The 21,351-nt window shown below is 55.3% G+C and carries 18 protein-coding genes; 1 reads left to right on the top strand and 17 read right to left on the bottom strand.

The window, feature by feature from the left end; all coding sequences use genetic code 11:
- Nucleotides 1-70: 70 nt before the first annotated feature.
- The 13 genes from BA6348_RS22210 to BA6348_RS22270 all read right to left on the bottom strand — a co-directional run bounded on the left by BA6348_RS22210 (nt 71) and on the right by BA6348_RS22270 (nt 15,524).
- A complete protein-coding gene (locus tag BA6348_RS22210; protein ID WP_122952876.1) occupies nt 71-1,750 on the bottom strand; it encodes a hypothetical protein in 1,680 nt (559 codons plus the stop codon).
- Between the two features lie 5 nt (nt 1,751-1,755).
- On the bottom strand, nt 1,756-2,676 hold the full coding sequence (locus BA6348_RS22215; protein WP_122952877.1) for a hypothetical protein: 921 nt from the start codon (nt 2,674-2,676) through the stop codon (nt 1,756-1,758).
- A complete protein-coding gene (gene glmU, locus BA6348_RS22220) occupies nt 2,676-3,698 on the bottom strand; it encodes a bifunctional UDP-N-acetylglucosamine diphosphorylase/glucosamine-1-phosphate N-acetyltransferase GlmU (RefSeq protein WP_122952878.1) in 1,023 nt (340 codons plus the stop codon). The genes BA6348_RS22215 and glmU overlap by 1 nt, the downstream gene beginning before the upstream one ends.
- Nucleotides 3,695-3,901: a hypothetical protein gene (locus tag BA6348_RS22225; protein WP_005831426.1), complete on the bottom strand. Its 207-nt coding sequence runs from the start codon at nt 3,899-3,901 to the stop codon at nt 3,695-3,697. The genes glmU and BA6348_RS22225 overlap by 4 nt, the downstream gene beginning before the upstream one ends.
- A gap of 56 nt (nt 3,902-3,957) precedes the next feature.
- Nucleotides 3,958-5,790 (bottom strand): glutamine--fructose-6-phosphate transaminase (isomerizing), encoded by a 1,833-nt coding sequence (glmS, locus tag BA6348_RS22230; RefSeq protein ID WP_122952879.1) that lies wholly within the window; start codon nt 5,788-5,790, stop codon nt 3,958-3,960.
- A gap of 54 nt (nt 5,791-5,844) precedes the next feature.
- The gene (locus BA6348_RS22235) at nt 5,845-7,206 is read right to left on the bottom strand and encodes a nucleotide sugar dehydrogenase (RefSeq protein WP_005831430.1); all 1,362 of its coding nucleotides are present in this window, start codon (nt 7,204-7,206) and stop codon (nt 5,845-5,847) included.
- Between the two features lie 32 nt (nt 7,207-7,238).
- Nucleotides 7,239-8,030 carry a response regulator transcription factor gene (locus BA6348_RS22240; protein WP_025846796.1) on the bottom strand — a complete coding sequence of 264 codons (792 nt, stop codon included), beginning with the start codon at nt 8,028-8,030 and terminating at the stop codon, nt 7,239-7,241.
- A 2-nt stretch (nt 8,031-8,032) separates the two neighbouring features.
- Nucleotides 8,033-9,469, bottom strand: a complete 1,437-nt coding sequence (locus tag BA6348_RS22245; protein WP_026557914.1) for a glycosyltransferase family 2 protein — start codon at nt 9,467-9,469, stop codon at nt 8,033-8,035.
- Nucleotides 9,470-9,485: 16 nt separating this feature from the next.
- Nucleotides 9,486-10,673, bottom strand: a complete 1,188-nt coding sequence (locus BA6348_RS22250) for a HEAT repeat domain-containing protein (protein WP_005831439.1) — start codon at nt 10,671-10,673, stop codon at nt 9,486-9,488.
- Between the two features lie 25 nt (nt 10,674-10,698).
- Complete coding sequence (locus BA6348_RS22255) at nt 10,699-12,939, bottom strand: hypothetical protein (RefSeq protein ID WP_122952880.1); 2,241 nt, start codon at nt 12,937-12,939, stop codon at nt 10,699-10,701.
- 754 nt (nt 12,940-13,693) lie between these two features.
- Nucleotides 13,694-14,251 carry a peroxiredoxin gene (locus BA6348_RS22260; protein ID WP_005831441.1) on the bottom strand — a complete coding sequence of 186 codons (558 nt, stop codon included), beginning with the start codon at nt 14,249-14,251 and terminating at the stop codon, nt 13,694-13,696.
- Nucleotides 14,252-14,321: 70 nt separating this feature from the next.
- The gene (locus BA6348_RS22265) at nt 14,322-14,570 is read right to left on the bottom strand and encodes a glutaredoxin family protein (protein ID WP_005831442.1); all 249 of its coding nucleotides are present in this window, start codon (nt 14,568-14,570) and stop codon (nt 14,322-14,324) included.
- A gap of 30 nt (nt 14,571-14,600) precedes the next feature.
- Nucleotides 14,601-15,524 carry an NAD(P)/FAD-dependent oxidoreductase gene (locus BA6348_RS22270; RefSeq protein WP_007782751.1) on the bottom strand — a complete coding sequence of 308 codons (924 nt, stop codon included), beginning with the start codon at nt 15,522-15,524 and terminating at the stop codon, nt 14,601-14,603.
- 365 nt (nt 15,525-15,889) lie between these two features.
- Here BA6348_RS22270 and nhaC point away from each other — a divergent pair, with 365 nt between their 5' ends.
- Nucleotides 15,890-17,260 carry a Na+/H+ antiporter NhaC gene (gene nhaC / locus BA6348_RS22275; protein ID WP_122952881.1) on the top strand — a complete coding sequence of 457 codons (1,371 nt, stop codon included), beginning with the start codon at nt 15,890-15,892 and terminating at the stop codon, nt 17,258-17,260.
- Here the strand turns inward: nhaC and BA6348_RS22280 are convergent.
- The 4 genes from BA6348_RS22280 to murQ form a co-directional block, all read right to left on the bottom strand.
- Nucleotides 17,257-18,471 (bottom strand): sensor domain-containing diguanylate cyclase, encoded by a 1,215-nt coding sequence (locus tag BA6348_RS22280; protein ID WP_005831448.1) that lies wholly within the window; start codon nt 18,469-18,471, stop codon nt 17,257-17,259. The genes nhaC and BA6348_RS22280 overlap by 4 nt on opposite strands.
- 27 nt (nt 18,472-18,498) lie before the next feature.
- Entirely contained in the window at nt 18,499-18,825 is a 327-nt protein-coding gene (locus BA6348_RS22285) for a DUF3870 domain-containing protein (protein ID WP_005831450.1), read from the bottom strand.
- Between the two features lie 33 nt (nt 18,826-18,858).
- On the bottom strand, nt 18,859-20,271 hold the full coding sequence (locus tag BA6348_RS22290; RefSeq protein ID WP_122952882.1) for a PAS domain-containing sensor histidine kinase: 1,413 nt from the start codon (nt 20,269-20,271) through the stop codon (nt 18,859-18,861).
- Nucleotides 20,272-20,444: 173 nt separating this feature from the next.
- Nucleotides 20,445-21,347 (bottom strand): N-acetylmuramic acid 6-phosphate etherase, encoded by a 903-nt coding sequence (gene murQ, locus BA6348_RS22295; protein WP_122952883.1) that lies wholly within the window; start codon nt 21,345-21,347, stop codon nt 20,445-20,447.
- Nucleotides 21,348-21,351: the final 4 nt, after the last annotated feature.

Here is a 21,351-nt window from a genome sequence, read left to right on the forward strand (position 1 = left end):
ACCTTCGTCTTCCTATTGTACAACATTCGCGTTCCGGCGGTGTGCTTCCTTGCTTTCAGGCTGCCGTCCCTTATTCCTTGCCGTTTTTCCAGTAATCGTAGGCGTGAATGGCATGCCCCATGAACGAAGAGTACGGATCCAGCGCTTTTGTCACCTGTTCCAACTGCCGATGCATCTCGCTCATTCCTTCCTCGTAGAACGAAATGCCGTTCCCTTCGTGACTCTCCTTTGTCTCGACTGCGACGACGATCTTTTTTCCGATGCTCTGCGCGTATTTCACCTGATTTTCTACCAAGCCGACGATGCGATCCGCCCGATCGCGAAAAGCCATTAAAGTCGTATGGTCCAACTGCTCGATCATCCAATGGGAAAACGGCGTGTCCGGCTGTCCCGGCACAGACGTATTGTCCAGCCAGGCGGCAAGATCGACGCTCGCTTCCAGTTGGCCGTCCTGCTTCGTCTCCGCGACAAACGCCTGAATGTTTGCCATCCACTGGCGCAATACGTTGTCTTTATCCTCTCGCCAGACAGGCATCACATACGGCTCGATATCGAGATGGATGCCTTGAAATTGCTCGCCTGACTGTACCGACTGGTTGTACGCTTTCACCCAGTTGACGAGCTTCATGATTTTCCCTCTGCTCTCTGCCAGTGCCCAGACCGGATGGCCGCCCATGGCGTGCACCTCGATGCCCGCCGCTCGGGCCTCCCGCACGAAATCGCGGTAGTAGGAGTGGGGTTGCTCCAAATCCAGGCGAACGTAGAGCAGATTGACGCCGTTTTGTTCGGCAAAGGCGAGGATTTCCTCTTTTTCAGTGCCGATCAGCTCAGCGCGCCAAATATAGGTGCCTTTGTAGCGCTCTTTTGTGACCGGAGCCACCGGGAGAGCCTCCTTCCAATAGCGGTAGTCGTGGATCGCGATACCGGAGTAGGACGGATGGTCGCCCAATTTTTCGGGCAAAAGCGCGAGCTGTCGATTCATCTCCTCTACGCCTTCCTCGGCAAAAGAAGCGTGGTCGTCGCCGAGCTTTTTCATGTTGACGGCAATCATCACCCGCGTGCCCAGCTTGTCCGCTTCTTTCAGTTCATCCTCCACCAGTGCCAGAATGCCGTTTTTCCCGGACAGCGTATCGCGGTAGGCCATGATGCACACCGTGTCAAACTGCTCGATCATCCATTGCGACACCGATACAGACTGCTCGCCCGGAACGGGAATATCGTCGAGCCAAAAGGCGAGCGCCACGCTTGCCACAAGCTCGGGCTGTTTTTTCACTTCGCTCGTAAACGCCTGCACATTGGCTTGCCACTCCCGGATGATCCGCTCGCGATCCGTCTCCCAGAACGGCAGCAAGTACGGCTCGATGTCCAGTTGAATGCCGCGGATGCGCTCGTCTTCCGCCGCTTCGAGGTTGTAGTTTTTCACCCATTTGACGATATTCATCATCCGCTTTTCGTTGCTTTTAAGCGCCCAGGCAGGGTGTCCGGCCACGGCGTGCACCTCCACGCCCATCGCATTCGCTTCGCGGATAAAGGCGCGGTAGTAGTCAAACGGCTTGTTCATTTCGATCCGCAAGTAAATCAGGTTGATCTCGTTGCTTTTGCAAAATTCCAGAATTTCCTGTTTTTCGTCTCCGATGATTTCGGATTGCCAAATCCACGTGGCTTTACTCTTTTTTTCCGCCGGGGAAAAGCCGAACAGAAAGCCGAGCGTCAGGCAGAGAACACTAAGGTAGATAGGCGCGGCTTTCATCTGTGCTAGCTACTCCTCTCATTGGCTTCTATGCTTCGTTTCCAGCTTTCGTAGTCGTGAATGGCGCTGCCTGCGAACGCCGGGTTGCCGGACAGCTCCTGCTGCAAAATCGCCAGTTGGCTTTTCATCTCCGCCGGACCGTCGTCGTAGAAGCTCACATGCGAGCCTTCCGCCGATTCCATAATGTTGACCCCGACGATCACCGAGCCTTTTTTCCGCGAGTTGGCGTCGGCTACGATCTTTTTCACAATCTCGACAATGCCGTTGTCTCCCTGGGCGCGGTTGCGGTACGCCATCAGCGTGATGCTGTCGAGGCGCTGCACCATCCAGTTGCTGACTTTTTCCGAGCTTCCCGGGACGGAAACGGAGTCGATCCAGAACGGCAGGTCTGCGCCCACCGCCAGATCGGTGTCCTTCTTCGTCTCGGCCACGAGGTACGCGACATTTTTCAGCCATTGGCGCACGACATCCTGCTGCGACTCCTTCCAGGCGGGCAGCAAGTACGGCTCGATATCGACGTGGATGCCACTAAAGCGCTCGTCCGCCCTGGCGCTCCTGTTGTACGCTTTCACCCAGGAGATCAGTTCGTCGATGCTTTGGCGGTTTTTGGTCAGCGCCCAGTTGGGATCGCCGCCCAGCGCCTCCACCTGAATGCTGGCCTGCCCCGCTTTGCGGATGAACGTCCGGTATGCCTCAGGCGAAACGGCGGTCGGCTCTACATGGAGATAGATCAGGTTGATGTCGTTTTCCTCGGCAAACGCGATCATTTCGTCCGTCTGCGTCTCGATTTGTTTGGCGTCCCAAATCCAGGTGGCTGTCGTCAGGGCAGCGCGAGAGTGGTTGGAGAGCACGAGCATGAGGATGGAAGCGGCCGCAAAAATCGCCATCCCGGCCCATAGCGGCCCGTATTTTCGCAGCGCCCGCATCAATTCAGGCCGTGATCCTGCCCGTTTGTCGTCGCTGCCACCTCAACTGCCGCCCTGTCTGTGTACGCGCTCCCGTCAAATGAGGAAAACGGCGGAACTCGCGTGTAATCTTCGACGACCATATCCTTGACGTGGGCGTGCGGCCCAACCTGGCAGCCTTCCCCGATCTGCGTCGCGCCAAGCAAAAACGTCCCGGGATACAGCACCGTATCGCGCCCGATCGTCACCGCCGAGTCGATGTACGTAGCGGCCGGGTCGATCATGGTCACGCCGCTCTTCATGTGGCGCTCGTTGATCCGCTTGCGCATGAGCCGCTCCAGGTGGGCGAGCTGCACGCGGTCGTTTACGCCTGAGCCTTCCTCCGGATCTTCGGTAACGTGTGCGGCCACCAGTTCTCCCTGCTCCTGCAAAAGCGCCAGGACGTCTGGCAAGTAATACTCGCCCTGCGCGTTCTGATTGGAGACGTTCGGGAGGGTCGCAAAAAGCTTTCGATTATCGAAGCAAAAGATGCCCGTGCTGATTTCGTTCACCTTTTTTTGCCCGAGGGTCGCGTCCTTTTCCTCGACGATTTTGCGGACATCGCCGTTCTCGTCGCGAATGATTCTTCCGTAGCCGGTCGGGTCTTCCACGATGGAAGTCAAAACCGTCGCTGCCGCCTGCTTCGACTGATGGTAGTCGAGCAGACGCCGCAGCGTTTCGCTTTGCACGAGCGGCGTATCGCCATTGAGCACGATCGTCACGCCGTTTTGCTCTGCGAGGATGTCTTTGCTCATCCATACGGCGTGCGCCGTGCCGAGCTGCTCCTTCTGCTGCGCGTATTGCACGCGGCTTCCGAGCTGCTTTTTCACGGCTTCGGCCCCGTGACCGACAACGACAACCAAGGTATGTAGTGACAAAGGCTCCAGTGCCCCGACGACATGCTCGATCATCGGCTTTCCGCACAGCGGATGCATGACTTTGTACAAGGCAGAGTTCATTCTGGTTCCTTTTCCTGCTGCGAGCACTACTGCGTGTATGTTCATCCTGTCGCCTCCACTCTGGCCAGCCGGTTAGATGCATGCTGGCCTTGCTGGATTTGCTGTTCGAAGTACGGCTTCAATTCATCAGTCAACGTGTGGATCATCATGTTCAAATCTACGTCTTTCCTCTGCACGCCTAGCTGATAGGCCTGGAGCATGATCTCCAGCAAAATCTCCTGGTTCAACTCCCGCTTCGAGGTGCTCATTTACCCGTTCCTCCTCGCAAGTCCATATGGTGGTTCATAACGATAGACGGATTCGCTTACTCAACTGTTACACTTTTTGCCAAATTGCGTGGACGATCTACGTCGTTGCCCAGCACGACAGAAGTGTAGTAGGCGATGAGCTGCAGCGGAATGACGGCGAGCACCGGGGTAAACAGCGCATCTGTCTTCGGAATCAGGCAGACGTCATCCACCGAGCGATGCAGATCGACATGATCCTCGTGCGTGATGCCGAGTACGTTGGCACCGCGCGCCTTCACTTCGGTAATATTGCTAATCATTTTCTCGTGCAAAGCGTCCTGCGTGGACAGGGCAACGACCCGCGTGCCTTCCTCGATCAACGCCAGCGTGCCGTGCTTCAGCTCCCCTGCGGCATACGCCTCCGAATGGATATAGGAGATTTCCTTGAGCTTGAGCGAGCCTTCCATGGATACGGCATGGTCAATCCCCCGGCCGATGAAAAACAGATGGCGCTCGTCCTTGATCGCTTCAGCAAACTGGCGAAGCTGCTGGGCATGCGCGAGAATGTCCTCTACCTGTCCAGGCAATTGTTGCAAGCTCTGAATCAGCGAAGCGATCTCGGCTGGCGCAAGCGCCGCTTTTTCCTGCGCCAAGTACATTCCCCACAAATAGAAGGCGATGAGCTGGGAGGTGTACGCTTTCGTAGAAGCGACGGCGATCTCCGGTCCGGCATTGGTCGTGATGACTTCATCTGCCTCGCGGGCAATCGAGCTGCCGACTACGTTGGTAATAGCGAGCACGACAGAGCCGTTGCGCTTCGCTTCCCGCATCGCCGCCAGCGTATCTGCTGTCTCACCGGACTGGCTGACAGCAATCGTCAACGTGTTTGGCCCGAACAGCGGGCGGCGGTAACGAAACTCGGAGGCCACGTCGACCTCGACCGGGATGCGCGCAAGACTCTCGATCACATGCTTGCCGATCAGACCTGCATGGTAAGCTGTGCCGCATGCGACAATGTAAATTTTCTCGATGCTGCGAATCGTTTCGGCTGGCAGTTGCAGATCAGGGAAAACAACCTTCTGTCCGGCTTCGTCGATACGGCCTGTCATCGTGTTGCGCAATGCGCGCGGCTGCTCGTAGATTTCTTTTTCCATATAATGCGCGTAGCCGTCTTTTTCCGCTTGCTCCTTGTTCCAGTCAATCCGGACGAGATCGCGCTCTATCGGCTCGTCTGTCGCCAGGCTCATGACCTGCACCGAATCTCTGGTCAAGACGGCCAGATCGCCGTCTTCCAAAACGTACACGTCGCGCGTATGCTCCAGGATGGCGGGAATATCGGAGCCGATGAAGTTCTCGTTTTCGCCTACCCCGATAATCAGCGGACTTGCCATACGGACTGCGATCAGCTTGTCCGGCTCATACTCCGACATGACGCCAAGGGCAAACGCCCCGCGGATTTTGCCTGCCACCTTGCGCACCGCAGCGAGCAGGTCGCCGTCGTATTCGCGGGACAAAAGGTGGACGATCACCTCCGTATCGGTCTCCGAGCTAAACGCGACGCCTTGCTCGATCAGCTCCTGCTTGATTTCCAGGTAGTTTTCGATAATGCCGTTGTGCACGATGGAAAATTTTTGCGTCTGGTCCACGTGAGGGTGAGAGTTCTCATCCGATGGCCGCCCGTGCGTCGCCCAGCGCGTGTGGCCGATGCCGATGGAGCCGGAAAGCCCGGACTTTTCCGTCTTCTCCACGAGGGCGTCGATTCTGCCTTTTGCCTTGCGTACGGCGATCGACTTGCCGTCGCAGACCGCGATGCCAGCCGAGTCGTAGCCTCTGTATTCCAGCTTGCGAAGTCCGTTAATCAAAATGGGTTGTGCTTGTCTGTACCCGATGTATCCCATAATTCCGCACATGTTTGTCCTTCCTCCTTCGGTCGTGCTTGTTTGTGTGTGGCGCTCGCCCGCCTGTTAGGCGAGCAAGCTCACGACTTCCTTTTCTTCCTGGATCGCAACGGATGTGCCGATGCGGTAGACGTTCGGGTTGGTGATGCCGTCGAAAGCGTTGCGCGTATCAATAATCGCGACGCCCAAGTCAGCCAGCTCCTGGTAGTGGAAGCACTTGTGGTTGGTGATGAGCACCATGCAATCGTACGTCTTGAACAACTCGTAGTCGTTTTCAATCGAGGACACGACCTGTCCCTTTTTATTCACGAAGCTTTGCGCATACGGGTCGTAGTAGTCGACCTGCGCCCCGCTCTTTTTGAACAGCTCGTAAATTTCCAGTCCGGGAGATTCGCGCAAGTCGTCGACGTCCGGCTTGTAGGCCATGCCCAAAATGAGAATGCGCGAGCTGTTGATCGCTTTCGCGTAAATATTGAGCACCTGTGCTGTCTTGTTCAGCACGTAATCTGGCATGTTGTCATTGATAGATTGGGCAATCTCGATGAACTGGCTATGGAAACGGTAGCCTTTCGCTTTCCACGACAAATACATCGGATCGAGCGGTATGCAATGCCCACCGATCCCGGGTCCCGGATAAAACGGCATGAACCCGAACGGCTTGGTCGATGCGGCCTTGATTACCTCCCAAACGTTGATGCCCATTCTGTCGCACATCATCGCCATTTCGTTCATGAACGCGATGTTGACGCTGCGGAACGTATTTTCCAAAAGCTTGGACATCTCCGCCACTTTTGGCGAGGAAACCGGAACGACTGTTTTGACCAGGTTGCCATAGAGAAGTGTCCCAAGCTCGATGCAACGCTCCGTCGTGCCGCCGATGATTTTCGGCGTATTGTACGTGTTGAACTTGCGGTTGCCCGGATCGACCCGCTCAGGCGAGTAGCAGAGGAAAAAGTCGACGCCTGTGACGTAGCCGAGCTTTTCCAGCTCGCGCCCGATCAGCTCTTCGGTCGTTCCCGGATAGGTCGTGCTCTCCAGTGTGATGAGCAGTCCTTTGCGCATATATTGCTTGATTTGCTCTACCACATTCGTGATGTAGGACGTGTCCGGGTCCTGGTTCGGGCTGAGCGGTGTCGGAACGCAAATGCTGATCGCATCCAGTTCCTCGATCGCGCGATAGTCCGTCGTCGGGAAAAAGCGCCCCGTCGCCAGGCATTCCTGCAAGGTTTCGTTGGAGACGTCCTGCACGTACGACTCTCCTTTTTTCAAGCTCTCAATCTTTCCCGCGTGCAGGTCGATCCCGACGACGGTGTACCCGCTCTTCACCGTCTCTACCGCGAGCGGCAGCCCGACATACCCAAGCCCAATCACCCCGATTTTCGCTGTCTTTTGCCCAAGCAGTTGCTGGAGTTCCTCGTATCTTGTCATCCTCGTTTCTCTCCCTTTCTCTTTATGAATTTCTATGAAATCAAGCGTTTGACTCTGGCTTCCAGCTCGACTGGCGAAAATGGCTTCGTGATGTAATCGGAGGCGCCCAGGGCAAACGATTTTTGCACATCTTCCTCCAGGCGTTTGTCTGTCAGCACCATGATTTTGCTCATCGCTTCCTGGCCGAGATGCCTGATTTTCTCCATCAGTTGATAGCCGCTGACGACAGGCAGGTTCAGGTCTGTAATCACCAGGTCGTAGGCGGCTTCGCGGAATTTTTCCATACCGTCCATCCCATCGTGAGCGACGGTTACCTGGTAGCCTTTGCGCTGTAGATAGATGCGCAAAAACTCGTTGACCGTCTCATCCTGATTGACGAGCAAAATGCTTGCCGGCTCCTGCTCGCGGTTCGCCGCGTGCTGTTCGTAAACCTTGATGCTTCCCAGCTCGCTTGCGTCCTTCATCTCCTGAATCATTCGCATCAGCATTTGCGCCGAGGAACGAGAGCTTTCCGGAAAGCTGGCGATCAACAACCCGCCTGTCAAAAGCTTGCGGCCGAGCAAATAGTCTTTGACTTGCAGCGCGTAAAAATGGGTGTCTGCGAGCTTTTTTTGTTCCAGCAAAATGCCGAGTATATTTTTGCTTTTGTCATGCGCAAAATGCATGGTCATGGTGTCTGCCAGTTGCGCTTCCATATCCCTTTTGACCAATTCCAGCGACTCTGCGGAAAAGTTTTTGCAAGATGCCAGGATAACCCCGCACGCCATGCGGTTCTCTTCCATCTTGCTTAACAATTCATAGAAAGCAGGTACGAGATTACTCATCATCAAGCCTCCAAACTGGAAATATTTTTGTTGTTTTTGGACTGCCAGCTCGTCCGGGTCATCGTTCCCCACGAGTTGTTGTTGCGCAAATATTCAATATGTCCGAGGAATCTCCAGATGACGCCGATTTGCCGATAGCCAAAAAACATCAGGATTGTATAGAAAAGCATTTTGACGATGTCCCGGAAGCGCGGGTATCGCCGAAACGCGATTTCCTCCAGCAAGATCGAGCCGATCCCCAACAGTACGCCATACAGCACGTTGAGCAGACCGTAGATCAAAAGAACGTGGCTGTTCGTCATGTCCAGCATCGTATAACCGATGAGCGCGAGCAGACCCGTGATGCGGAAATACGGATTCAACGTTTCAAACAAAATGTTGAAGGGCAAAGTCAGCATCCCGAACAGCTTGTATTTCGGGCGAAAGACCATGTGCTTGCCGTATTCGATCATGTTTTTCAGGTTGCCGCGTCCCCATCTGCGGCGCTGGCTGCCGAGAATCTTCAGCGAGTCCGGCGCTTGCGTCCAGCAAACGGCATCCGGGCAAAACGCCACCCGGTACGGCAAGTTGTTTTCCAGCATGTATTTGTGCAGTTTGATAATGATGTTCATGTCCTCGCCGGGATACCCCTCGCGATAGCCGCCGACCTTGACGACGTAGTCTTTGCGGAACACGCCGAACGCACCCGAGACGATAATCAAGCCGTTGATCGCGCTCCAGCCGATCCGCCCTCCGAGAAACGCCTTCAAGTATTCGACCGATTGCATCATCGGCAAAAACTTGTCTGGCAAACGAATGTCTTTGACGACGCCGTTTTCGATCTTGCAGCCATTGGCGATCCGGATGTCGCCCCCGATCGCCACGGTTTCCTCGGGATTTTCCATGTACACCTTGGCGATGCGGATGAGTGCGTCTTTTTCCAGCAAGGAATCGGCGTCAATGGAAGCGATCAGCGGGTAGTGCGACAGGTTGATGCCCGCGTTCAGCGAATCGGCTTTTCCTCCGTTTTCTTTGTCGATCAAATACAGATTGGGGAACGCCGGATTGTGATAGATTCCCCGTACACGCGAGGTTTGCAGCAGCGGCTGGACAGGCATGTGCTGGGAGATTTTCAGCGAAAACTCCTCGATGAGCACCTGCAACGTATCGTCCTTCGATCCGTCATTGACGACGATCACTTCGTAGCGCGGGTAGTTTAAGGCGAGCAGTGACCGGACGTTTTCGATGATCGTCAGCTCTTCGTTGTACGCCGGGACCAGAATCGAGATCGGCGGTACATGCTCCGAGCCGGACAATGCCTGGAACCGCGAGTAAATGGAGTTTTTCAGAATCCCCATGATGCTCTTGAACGAAAACATCATGATGATGAAGTACAAGGAATTGATCGCGATGACGTAGTACATCGCAAACATTCCGTAATAGAGCAGAAACTCTCTCATGCTGGCCTCCTTTCTTCTAGCCTTCCATCACCTGAACCGTAGAGATCGTTTTTTTGTACGACTTGCGGTACAGATGCAGCTTTTCGTTGTACGCCAGTTGCTGTTCTGTGCTGCTTTCTTGCTCCAGACGAAGCTTTTCTTTTTCCAGCTCCTCCAAAATAATTTGGTGCGCCATGTCGACTTTGTGGCCGAAGCGCTCTTCCCGCAAAATCTCGCACAGCGCCGCAAAGCCTTCTGTGTGCATCTGTGCCAGACTGCGCGCACTGTGATGGCGCACCCACCAGTTGCTGTCCCCGACCGCTTTTTTCAGCGCGGGAATGTAGGCGGCCAGTTGCAAGGCCCCGATTGCTTTGGCGATCAGTGCGCGTATTTCCCAGTCTTTGTGGTTCAGGAAATCTTTGACCGTCTGTTCGCTTAAATACCTGACGTCGCGGCACATGAGCTTCACGGCCTTGATGCGCACTTCTTTGTCCGGCGACATGACCAGCTTGGGCAAAGCCGGCTCCAGGCCAGTCTGCGCGTGCACTGAGAAGCCGATCAGTCCGATTTTGACCAGCTCCGGGTCTTTGTCGCGGATAAACTCGGTAAACAGCGAATCGGTATCCAGTTGGGAGTCGCTAATCATGTCGACGATGAGCTGGTGGACGTTTTTCTTCGCCCGGACGACGAACTCTGCCATCTGCCGCAGATCACCGTTGTCTCGGGCGCATTTGGCAATCGCCCGGGCAACGATGAACAGGCTCGGATCATTGGCGCTACTCTTTTGCAAAAGAGCGAGCAAATCCGGTGCGGCCTGCCGGGAGCGCATGACTCCCAGGTTGTAGGCGGCGTCGACTCGCGTCCATTTCCAGCCGCTTTTCAGCCGTTCGAGATCGAGGGCGACCAGCCCCATATCTTCGCACAGCCGGATCAGCTTTTCCCGGTGGACGCCAGTAAAGCGCTCCAACAGCTCAAACAGCTTTTTCTGGATCAGTTGCTTTTCTTTTTGCGTCGGGTCGCCATAAGGCACTTTCAGGCGTTCTTCCTCTTCGCTATAGGCCTGCAAGTAGACGAAGTAGTCGCGGTATTTTTCCTGGCAGCGCCGCGCCTGTTTTTCTGCCGATATGTTCCGCAGCTTCAGTGCGAACAACGCAAGCAAGCCCAGTACGGTCAACCCGCATAGTGCGTACACGAAGACAATTGCCATCGCCAATGGTGTTTGCACGTTTGCCACTCTCCTATCCAACCTTTTACGGTTGCGCTTTGTCTTTGTCTGCCACAGGGGCAACTATCTCTTTGAATGCTTGCTGGATGATGGCATAGCTCTGTTTCTTCCGCTCGTGATAGCCGACCTGCTCCCAGGCTGGCCACGAATAGAGCGGAAGCTGTGTCACCGGATAAGGAGAAGGCCATTCAGTTTTGCCGACGATGCTTTTCGTCGCGCGGTCTGCGAGAACCGGCAGCAGGCGAATCCCTTTTGTCGTGTTCGTCGCAAAGTTCTTGCCTTCATCCTGGTAGCTCATCACCGTAAGCGAGCTCGGGTCGGTAAAGCCAAGCAGCATCCACGGCACTCTCAGCTCGACCACATCGCCTTTTGCCTGCCAGGCTGTGCGCGAGTCGTACTGCGGGTCTGCAGCATCCGTCGTTCCTCTTGGCAGCCTGCCAACCACGACCTCTTCCAGCGGGTAGTATTTTTTGCTGTCCGGCGGCTCCATTTCCAATCCAACCGCAAGCTTCCACGGCTTGAAAATGCCGGAGTCGTCCTGCTGCTCCTCTGCTTTCACTTCAAGCATCCCGTACCGTTTGCCGTAGAGGCGCGTGTGAAAATCGTAGTTGGCCGCAATCTGGATTTGGCTTTCCTCCGGTTTTCCCAGCTCGATCAGCGTCTCCAGCCCTTCGTCGAGCGTAAGGCCGGGCAACTGTGCCGCGTGTTTGTTGCCGCCCGGAGTCGTGTCCACGCCCAGGTAGAGCTTTTCTTTTTCCGGGTCAAACGCATGCGCAAGCTTGGCGAGCACGTACACGTAACCTTCGTCGTGCGTCATCCAGATTTCGTCGATGCCGGGGACGCGGATGTCGAGGCGCTGTTTTTCCTCCGGCTTGAGCTGATCCCAGTCGGCGCGGTCGCCGTCGATCGCGAGCACGCCTTCTTTGTTCGGGTACATCCCCAGTACGCCAAACAGCGACTCGTTCGTCAGCACGTTGATCCAGAAGGAGCGGCGGTCTTCGGGAAGCTCGAAGCGCATCGTGTTCCACGTTTTTTTGAACCATTCGTCCTGCCAGACGAACAGGATGCCGCCCGCGTAGCCCTCCTGGTGAATCTCGCGCAACAGCGCTGCGTCGATCTCTCCCTGCTGCCGCTCGGAATGCCCGCCCTGATTGCGTCCGAGATTGCCGAAGTGGGCGACTCCGATGGATGCCGGAACGCCAAACTCCGTCACCATGATCGGCATGTTTTTGTGATGCTCCTTCAAAAGCCGCAAGTACGCTTTGTACGAATCGACCTGCCCGTCGTCATTTTTCACCTGCTGCAAGGCCGGATCGTAGCGGAACAAATCCGGGTAGTACGGATACACGTGATAGGAAGCGAAGTAGCCTGCCTCCCAGTTTTTCGGCTGGATATGGGTCGGATCGACACTGACGAGATCCTCGTGATACAGCGGTTCGCCCGGATGGGACAGCGGATCGGTAGTCACCCAATTGGTAAACGTCATCGGGTGCTGCCAGCCGTACTTGCTCTCTTCCGTTGCGACGGTGTCGACCATTTCCGCGAGCCACGTCTCAAAGGCGGTCGCCTCTGCCGTCGCCTGGAAATGCTTGCCCTGATACGGCGGCAGCTTTTGGTGCAGGCGGTTGGTGTTTTGCACCATCACAGGGTCCCACTCGGTGCCTGTATGCCAGCCGATCAAGTACTTGCCCGCATTGGCGCGGTATGTACCGCTCGCTTTTCCTGATTTTTCAGGCAAAGTGACTTCCCCGTACACAGCGCCGACTGCGTCTTTGATCTCTGCCCGAAACTGTTCGCGAATCTCGGGCAAGTACGCATCTTTCTTTTCGATCAAAAGTTCCTCCGGGCTCCAGATGCCTTGCATCAAGTAGAGCGGATCTCCTTCTTTATGGCGGTTGTATTCCACAAGCGCCTCGTAAAAGACAGGAGGATGAATGGTATATACGCGGATGACGTTCGCTCCCATCTCGTCGATCATGGCGAACCAGCGCAAGTAATCGTCTTTGGTAATAGGCAGCTCGCCAGGAAAATGACCCGGCAGCGACGCGCCCAGATTGACGCCTTTGACAAAGAACGGCTGCCATTTCTCATCGCGGAACACTTCGATCTGCTCGCCTGACGTCCGAAATTTCATCTGAACGCCAGCCGTCGTCTCCATGCTCTCGACCCGGTCCGCGTCCCAAAACCACCAGATGGCGCTTGCCCCTGCCAGCATCAAGGCAGTGAGGCTCGCCCAACGCCAGTGTCTATTCTTTTTTGGTTCCAATTCCCGTCAACCTCCGATATGTTACCGCGAGCTTTCTTTTCAACGGAAACGGCCAAGGCCGTTTTGTCGACCGCAGGCGGTCACATCTCCTTTTATGCTCCTTTTATGAAAAGCGCCGAGGTGTTTTCGCACGTCGAGACGTTTCTCACAGATTCAGAAAAACGATGCCGACGCGCGGCTTCTACGTCAGCGGGCGGTTACCGGCTTTCTCTCGCCCAAACGTCACTGTCATTGTAAACATAGGGGGCAAACCGTTCCCATAGACGAAATTCACTAATGTCTGTTTTACGGTTTTGTCATGAAACTGTAATGGAGAGGCAGATTCGCCCCCATCGTCCTACATATTTTGGTGCGAAGTCCTGCAACCCGCCCCTCCACCCGGCCCATCATTTTTTGACAATTAGGTACATGTGCTTGAAGCTTTCATTTTGCGAATGCCCTGAAAAATGGTAGGTTGCTACTATTTGGAAATCGCACAAATTTGCCAATATCGTTTTTTCTTTACACAAAAAATACAGGAAATTGGATGGAAAAGCGGTTTCGGGACGGAGAATGGCCCGGATGCTGCGTGAAGCGGGACTGTGGCTCTATCACGAGTGTCCGGGTTTTTTAAAAGGAAAAGCGCCTCGGTCGGACTCAAGGCGCGGGGCTCCGATTTTTTTACCATAAACAAAAAAGACAATCCCCCGCCTCCATGAGACGGCGGGATTGCCTTTTCCCCTCTTGCTCGTTGATGAAATTGTGTTCAATGAGATTACAAAGTTTTCATTCCTGGCTTCCAGTTTGCAGGGCACAGGCCGCCTGCCTGGAGAGCTTGCAGGACGCGGAGTGTTTCGTCTACGCTGCGGCCCACGTTCATGTCTGTTACGACCTGGTAGCGCAGGATGCCGTCCGGGTCGATGATGAACAGGCCGCGATGGGCTGCGCCGGTTACTTCGTCGAGGACGCCGTAAGCGCGGGCGGTTTCTTTTGTGAAGTCGCTTGCCAGCGGGAAGTTGACTTCGCCAATGCCGTTCTGGTCGCGCGGCGTTTTGATCCAGGCGCGGTGTGTGTGCACGCTGTCGGTGGACACGCCCAGCACTTCGCAATCGAGATCTTCAAATTCGTCCATGTTGTCGCTGAAGGAAGTCACTTCCGTCGGGCACACGAAGGTGAAGTCGAACGGCCAGAAGAACAGGATCAGCCATTTGCCTTTGTAGTCAGCGAGCGTCACGCGCTCGTTCAACGTCTCCATGTTTTTGGTTGTGAGCATGTTGAAGTCCGGTGCCGGTTTTCCTACTTGAAGCTGTACAGTTTGTTGTTGGGTGGTCATACGTAATCGCTCCTTTTGCGGTGTCTTGGATTTGGTCAGTGACAAAACGGGCTGCTGCCGAGGCGACAGGTTACTGTGCCGTTTCTTCCAGGGAAGCCAGTACTTTTTTGATGCGGTTCGGGTTGAAGCCCAAAATTTTCTTTTCGCCGATGACGGTCAATGGTACCGACATCACGCCGAGGCGGCTCAGCTCTTGCGCAAATTCTTCCTTTTCGTCGATGTTGCGCTCTTCAAAAGAAATGTTTTGTTCCGTCAAATACGTTTTCAGTTGCTTGCAGAAGCCGCAGTTTGTGCTGGAATAAACGATTGCTTGTACCATGTATCCATCTCTCCTTTTATGTTGGGGGAATTATTTGTATTGGGGAACCACTTTGGAACGTTTGTGAATGTACTTGTCCACGGCCATCGCCGCAATCGCACCGTCTGCCGCTGCCACGACGGCTTGCTTGACCGGGGTTTTGCGCACCTCTCCGGCTCCGAACACGCCTGGAACAGAAGACTGCATGTATTCGTCGAGGATCATGAAGCCCTCGTCATCGAGCGGAACCTGGCCGTCGAGAAAATCCGTCCCCGGCTTGCTGCCGGACAGGAAGACGAACACGCCGTCTACGGAAAGCACTTCCTCGTCGCCTGCCGCATTGCGGATGCGCAAACCTTCTACTGTATTCGTGCCGACGATCTCCAGTGGGCGGGTGCGGTACAGGATGTCTGTTTTCGGCAGCTCCGGCACCTCCTCCACGCCTTGCAGATCGGCGCGCGGCACCAAAAACGTAATTTTGCCCGCAAACTTGGTCAGCGCATGGGCTTCCTCCAGCGCTTCCTCCGTATCGCCAATCACGGCGACATGCTTGCCTTCATAAAACGCTCCGTCGCACGTCGCACATGTGCTGACGCCGCGTCCGAGCAGAGCTTCCTCTCCTGGCAGCATGCGGTTGCGCCCTTTTGAGCCAGTCGCCACGATGACCGCTTTTGCTTCAAACGTGCCGTGCGCGGTAAAAATGCTTTTGACTTCGTCCTCGACATCGACGGCTGAAATCGTCGTCTGGATAAACTCGGCACCGAAGCTCTCCGCCTGCCTGCGCATTTTGTCGAGCAGTTCTTTTCCCGTCAGTTCGCCTTCCACGCCAGGGTAGTTGGCGATTTTATGTGTCAGGGCAAGCGCACCTGAGCCTGGCGCCTTATCGATCACCAGCGTTTTCAGATTCCCCCTGGCTGTATATATCGCAGCGGATGTACCAGCCGGGCCGCCGCCGATTATGATTACATCGTACATGAATGGCTCCCCCTTTCTTTCTCTCAATTTATAATTATTATTAACTAGGAACAGTTCTCATTTTACTAGATATCAAGTAAAAGTCAATATCTTTTTATAATAATTTTAAATAAGTAATTTTTATCGGCTGATATGCCAGTCAAACGTATAGCGGACGAAAATGTGCTACTACTCCGTATTATTTTGCGATTCCGAATACAAGCGAACACGTTGACGAATCAAACCATTCAGGATAAAGTACGCCTATCACTGGAACGCACAAAAGCGAAAAAGCAACAAAGCCAAAAAGCGCGAAAGCATGAAAGCCCACGTCTCTTTGCTTGCTGCTCGCTCGCGTTAGCCTGATTTTGCAAGGAGTTGCCATCATGAACAAATCTATTTCATTTTCGCAAAGTATTTGGGTGCTTTTGGCGATCTTCGGCATCCTGTTTCCTGCCTTGTTCTGGGGCAAAGTAGAGCCACACATGCCGCTTTTTGCCGCCACGATTGCGGCGGCCCCGCTCCTGCGGCTGTTCGGGGTGCCGTGGAAGCGGATGGAAGAAGGGCTGGTCAAAGGCATCCAGACCGCCATCGCCCCGATGCTGATCCTCTGTCTGATCGGGGTGTTGATCGGGGTCTGGATGATGAGCGGAACGGTTCCGATGATCTTGCACCTTGGCATCTCGCTGATCTCGCCGGAGTACTTTACGATCAGCGCCCTCTTTTTGACCGTGATCGTCTCGAGCGTCACCGGCAGCACGTTTACGACGATCAGCACGATCGGCGTAGCGATGATGGGCGTCTCGACCGCACTCGGGCTCGACCCGCTAATGACAGCCGGGGCGATTATTTGCGGCGCCTGCTTCGGGGATAAAATGTCCCCGCTGTCAGACACGACCAACTTTGCGGCTGCGATTGCCAACGTCTCTTTGATGAATCACATCAAATTCATGTCGCACACCGCGATTCCCGGCCTGCTGATTACGGCGATTTTCTTCGCCGTTCAGGGACAGTCCGCTGACGTAAGCCTGGAGGCGATCCAGGAAATCCAGACGGTGCTTGCGCAGCATTTTTCCCTGGGAATCACGACGCTTTTGCCTGCTGCCGTCGTGCTCGTCTGTTCTGCCTTGCGCAAGCCGATTTTGCCGACCCTCGTCTTCGGGATCTTGAGCGGAGTCGCGACTGCTGCTCTCGTGCAAGGCGTTCACTCCCCGGTCGAATGGATGAACGTCATGCAAAACGGCTTCGCCAGCGAAATCGCCAACGAAGCCGTTGCTTCTATCGTGAACAGGGGCGGGCTGTTGTCCATGACCTGGTCACTTGCCCTCATTCTCATCGCCCTGTCTCTCGGTGGTATTTTGCAGTACAGCGGTGTGTTCGAAGCCTTGTTTGCAGGCTTGATCCAGCGCATCCAAAAAGCGGCAGGCATGGTCGGACTGGCCGGCTCGTCGTCCATCCTCGTCAACCTTTTGACAGGCGAACAGTACTTGTCGATCCTGCTTCCGGGGCAAATGTTCCACGACGCCTTTGTCAAACAAGGGATCGAAGGCAGACGGCTTTCCCGTACGCTCGAAGACTGCGGGACGCTCGTCAACCCGCTCATTCCTTGGGGCGTCAGCGGGGCCTTTTTCACCTCAACGTTGCACGTGGCGACAATCGACTACTTGCCGTATGTAATCTACCTGTGGATTTCGCCGCTGTTGACTTTCCTGTTTGCTCTGCGGCAGCCAAAAGTCACAGTCGAAACTAGACACTAGCCTGTCGCATACACGGTCGTACAATTTTTCCCTCTGCGCTTGGAGCGGTACAGCGCCTCGTCTGCTGCCCGCTTCAAGCCGTCTGCCGTGTCGCTGTCGTCGGGAAAACGCGCGATGCCGACGCTGACCGCGATCGGGATGCAGCAATTGTCCTGCAATAATGGGTGCATGCGCAAAAAGTCGCGGATCGCCCGCACCTTTTCCTCCGCTTCCTTCATCGTCGCCTTCGGGCAGAGCAGCATGAACTCGTCCCCCGCATAGCGGTAGGCCGTATTTTCTCGCCCTGCCACGGCTTTCATCGCCTCGGCGATTCTTCTAATCAGCTCATCTCCCGCGTGATGTCCGAAATGGTCGTTCACCAGTTTCAAACTGTCCGAATCGAGCATAATCAACGCCACCGGGGAGCTTTCTTCTCCCAGCAGCTTTTCCAGATCGCGGTGGAACGCCCGGTAGTTGGCAAGTCCCGTCAGTTCATCCTGAAAAGACATCTGGTACATCCGCTCGTACAGACGCGCCGTCTCGATCGCGCTCGCCACCTGGAAGCCGATGATCTTCAAAAGCTCCTCGTGCTCCTTTTTGTAGGCAAACTCGCGATAGGACTGTGCCGAAATGACGCCTTTGATCTGATTCCCCAGCATCAGCGGCACAAAAATACAGGTGTTCGTGTCGATCTCCGGGCTGCCCCAGCGAATCATTTCCGGCTCGCTCGGCTCGTCCTTCATCGTCCGAATGTGGATCGTTTGCCGGGTCTCAATCACCTTGGAGATCATCGCCTGGCCGTACGGAACCGTAATCGGCCCGTAGTTGATGCCGTTGTCGATGCTGATCGGGATTCTGATCTCGCTGTCGCCCTCGTCAAAAAACGCGATGAAAAAGGCGTCGGCGCGCATCACGCGGGAGACCAGCTCAAAAGCCTTCCACAAAATCTTGTCTTCCTCAAACGTCTTCGCAAAAATATGGCTCAAGTCGTGCAAAATTTTCATGTGCTCCGACATCCACATCATTTCGGATACCTTGTCCCGCAACTCGCTGATTTTTTTCAGCAGCTCCTTGTGCCGCATCCCGTCTTCTGTTGCCAACACCTCGTCAATCTCGCGGGCTACCGCCTCGATCTCTTCCTGATCCACGGCGTCAACACGGCTGAGCCAGCCGCTATAACGCTCCAGCAGATGTCTTGCGTACGCTTCTCTTACGGCGTTGTTTTCATGCATGTACAACCCTCCGGCTATTGGGTAGGCTTACGCTTTTTTCTCGTGATAACGATCGACAGCCGCACGAATGGCCTGCAAAACAGCTCCCTGTCCGGGGGCGAGAAAACGCTCCTGGATCGTCTGCGCAATCTCCTGCATCCCCCCTGCCACTGACTTGCCCACGAGCAGACTGACCAGAAACTCGCTCGTCTTGTCCATCACAAAGGTAAAACTGGCATCGCATATGACGCCGTCATCGGCATCAATGATGAGCACACAGCCCACCATCGTCGACACCTCGTACAGCGTCGTCCCTTTGGGGATTTGGGCAAATCCCGCTGTCAGCACTGTGTTTTTGTTTTTCCACTCAGCCATCTGCATGTCCTCCCCTTCGCCATTCGCCCCGCTCTAGCTGATGACGGGCAAACATACCTCCACTGTCGTTCCGATTCCTGGAGTGCTCATCAGCCGTAATGTTCCTCGATGGTTTTCGATGATTCTGCGGCTGACCATCAGGCCGAGGCCGGTTCCCGTCTCCTTCGTGGTGAAGAAAGCCTCTCCCAGCCGGGCAAGCTGCTCCGCCGGGATGCCTACCCCATTGTCCTCAAAGCGGATGACCACCTTGTCGCCCTCGCACCATAGCCGGATGACGATTTCCCCACTGCCTGATGTAGCCTCGATACCGTTTTTCAAAAAGTTGATGAACGCTTGCTTCAACTGGTTTTCATCGCAGTGAACCATAGGCAACGGCGATTCAAACGCGACCTGGATCGTCACTTTTTGCAAAATCGCCTCTGTTTCCAATAACGTTACCACATGGGTGATGAGATTGGTCAAGTCGTGCACCTCAAAGGCAGACGCGTGCGGCTTCGCCAGCACCAACAGCTCGCTGACGATCATCTCGATCCGCGCCAGCTCCGAGCTCATGATGGAAAAGTACTCCGGCTTGCGCATGCCGTCCTTTTGCATCAGTTGGATAAAGCCTTTCAACGAAGTCAGCGGATTGCGTATCTCATGGGCAATCCCCGCCGCCAACTGTCCCACCAGCGCCAGTTTTTCCGAGTTTTGCAAAAATTCATGCACCCTTTTGCGCTCTGTCATATCGCGTATCAATATGTAATGGCGTAGCTTGTCCTGAATGACCACAGATGTGCCGCAAACCTCCACATCCGTTCGCGTGCCGTCCAGGCGAATCAGCTCCACCTCAATCGGCGAGGTCGTCTCTCCCCGCTCCAGCCGCTTTTGCAGCTCGTGAATCAAAGGCATGTCGCGCGGGTGGAAAAAGGAAGTGAACGGATAGGGCAAAAGCTCCTCGTACCCTCGTGCTCCCATGAGCCTGATTCCGGATTGGTTGACGTACTTCAGCTCTCCTTTTTCGTAGATAAAGGCCGCCTCCAGCGAGAGATCCAGCACCTTGCACGATTGGGCCTCCCTGCTGTCGGCCACGGCTTGCGACAGCTTTTGCACCATCGCGTAATAGCCAATCGTGGCACCTTCTGCCAAAAATGCGCCATACGTAATATGGACAGGTACCGGCGGACCAGCCTTGTGAGCGAAAACCGTGCAAAATGGCATCGGCTCCCCGTTTACTGCGCATTGCGTCTGACGGCGCACTGTCTCCTGCTCCTCCGCGATGGCAAGCTTCCAAAACGGGTAGCCCTCCCACTCTTCTGCTGCGTAGCCTGTCAGCGCTTCGCAGGCGGGATTGCCTCTGCAAACGCCTCCTGATTGATCCAGCCAAAAAGCCGCTTGCACCATTTGCTCGAAGAAGGAGCGATAGAGAAGACTGCTCCTGCACTCATTATCCAACAGGCCTTTCATTGTGCCCTTCCCCTCCTGGGACGAGAAAACGGCTAATCCGCCTAGCGGAAATAGCCTTAACCGTTCTCAAATGCTATTCATACCCAATTTTACCCTATTCTTTTTGCCGTTTCCATCCCCTGGGTTTGTGAAATGTATATAAATCTTCTTTTATAGGATAGAGGGGAGCATTCTTACCCGTGCTCAATCGCGGCCCTGACCTTATTGCCTGCACGCGCCAGCCGCTCTGCCGCCTCCTTTGCCGCCAAGCCTGTCTTTTGCATGACGATCGCCACTCGCACATCGCCTGCCGCTTCCCCGAGCAATCGGGCCGCTTCCTCGTACGACGCTCCCGTCACTTGCATGACAATATGCTTCGCGCGCTCCCGCAACTTCTGGTTCGTCGCCTGCACGTTCACCATCAAATTCCCGTACACTTTGCCAAGCTGCACCATGCTCGCAGTCGTCAGCATGTTCAGCACCATCTTCGTCGCGCTGCCTGCCTTGAGCCGGGTAGAGCCGGTGACGACCTCCGGACCGACTTCGATGTTGATCGCGATGTCGGCGCTTTTGCTGCTGTCCGGGTCGGGATTGCAGGAAAGCGCTATCGTTGCAGCCTGCCGCGCCCTCGCCTCTTCCAGCGCTCCCAGCACATAAGGCGTCCGCCCGCTGGCCGCGATCCCCACGACGACATCGCCCTGCCCGACTCCCGCCTCACGCACATCCTGCCGCCCCAGCTCGTGCGAGTCTTCGGCCCCTTCGATGGCTTCTGTCATCGCTTGCGCTCCGCCGGCAATGATTCCGCGCACGACGGAAGCATCCGTGCCAAAAGTCGGCGGGCATTCAGCGGCGTCCAGCACCCCAAGCCGCCCGCTCGTACCGGCTCCGAAGTAAAACAGCCGTCCGCCGCCCGACAGCGCCTGCACGATCTGCTCGACAGCTTCGGCGACTTGCGGCAGCACCCGCTTGATGGCGACCGCTACCTTGTGATCTTCCTCGTTCATCAGCGTGACGATTTCCAGCGCCGTCATCTGATCCAGCCGCTCGCTGGCCGGATTGCGCATTTCCGTCTGAAGCTGGTGCAGGTTTTCGTCCATGCTG

It is taken from the genome of Brevibacillus agri (assembly GCF_004117055.1).
Classification (GTDB): domain Bacteria; phylum Bacillota; class Bacilli; order Brevibacillales; family Brevibacillaceae; genus Brevibacillus; species Brevibacillus agri.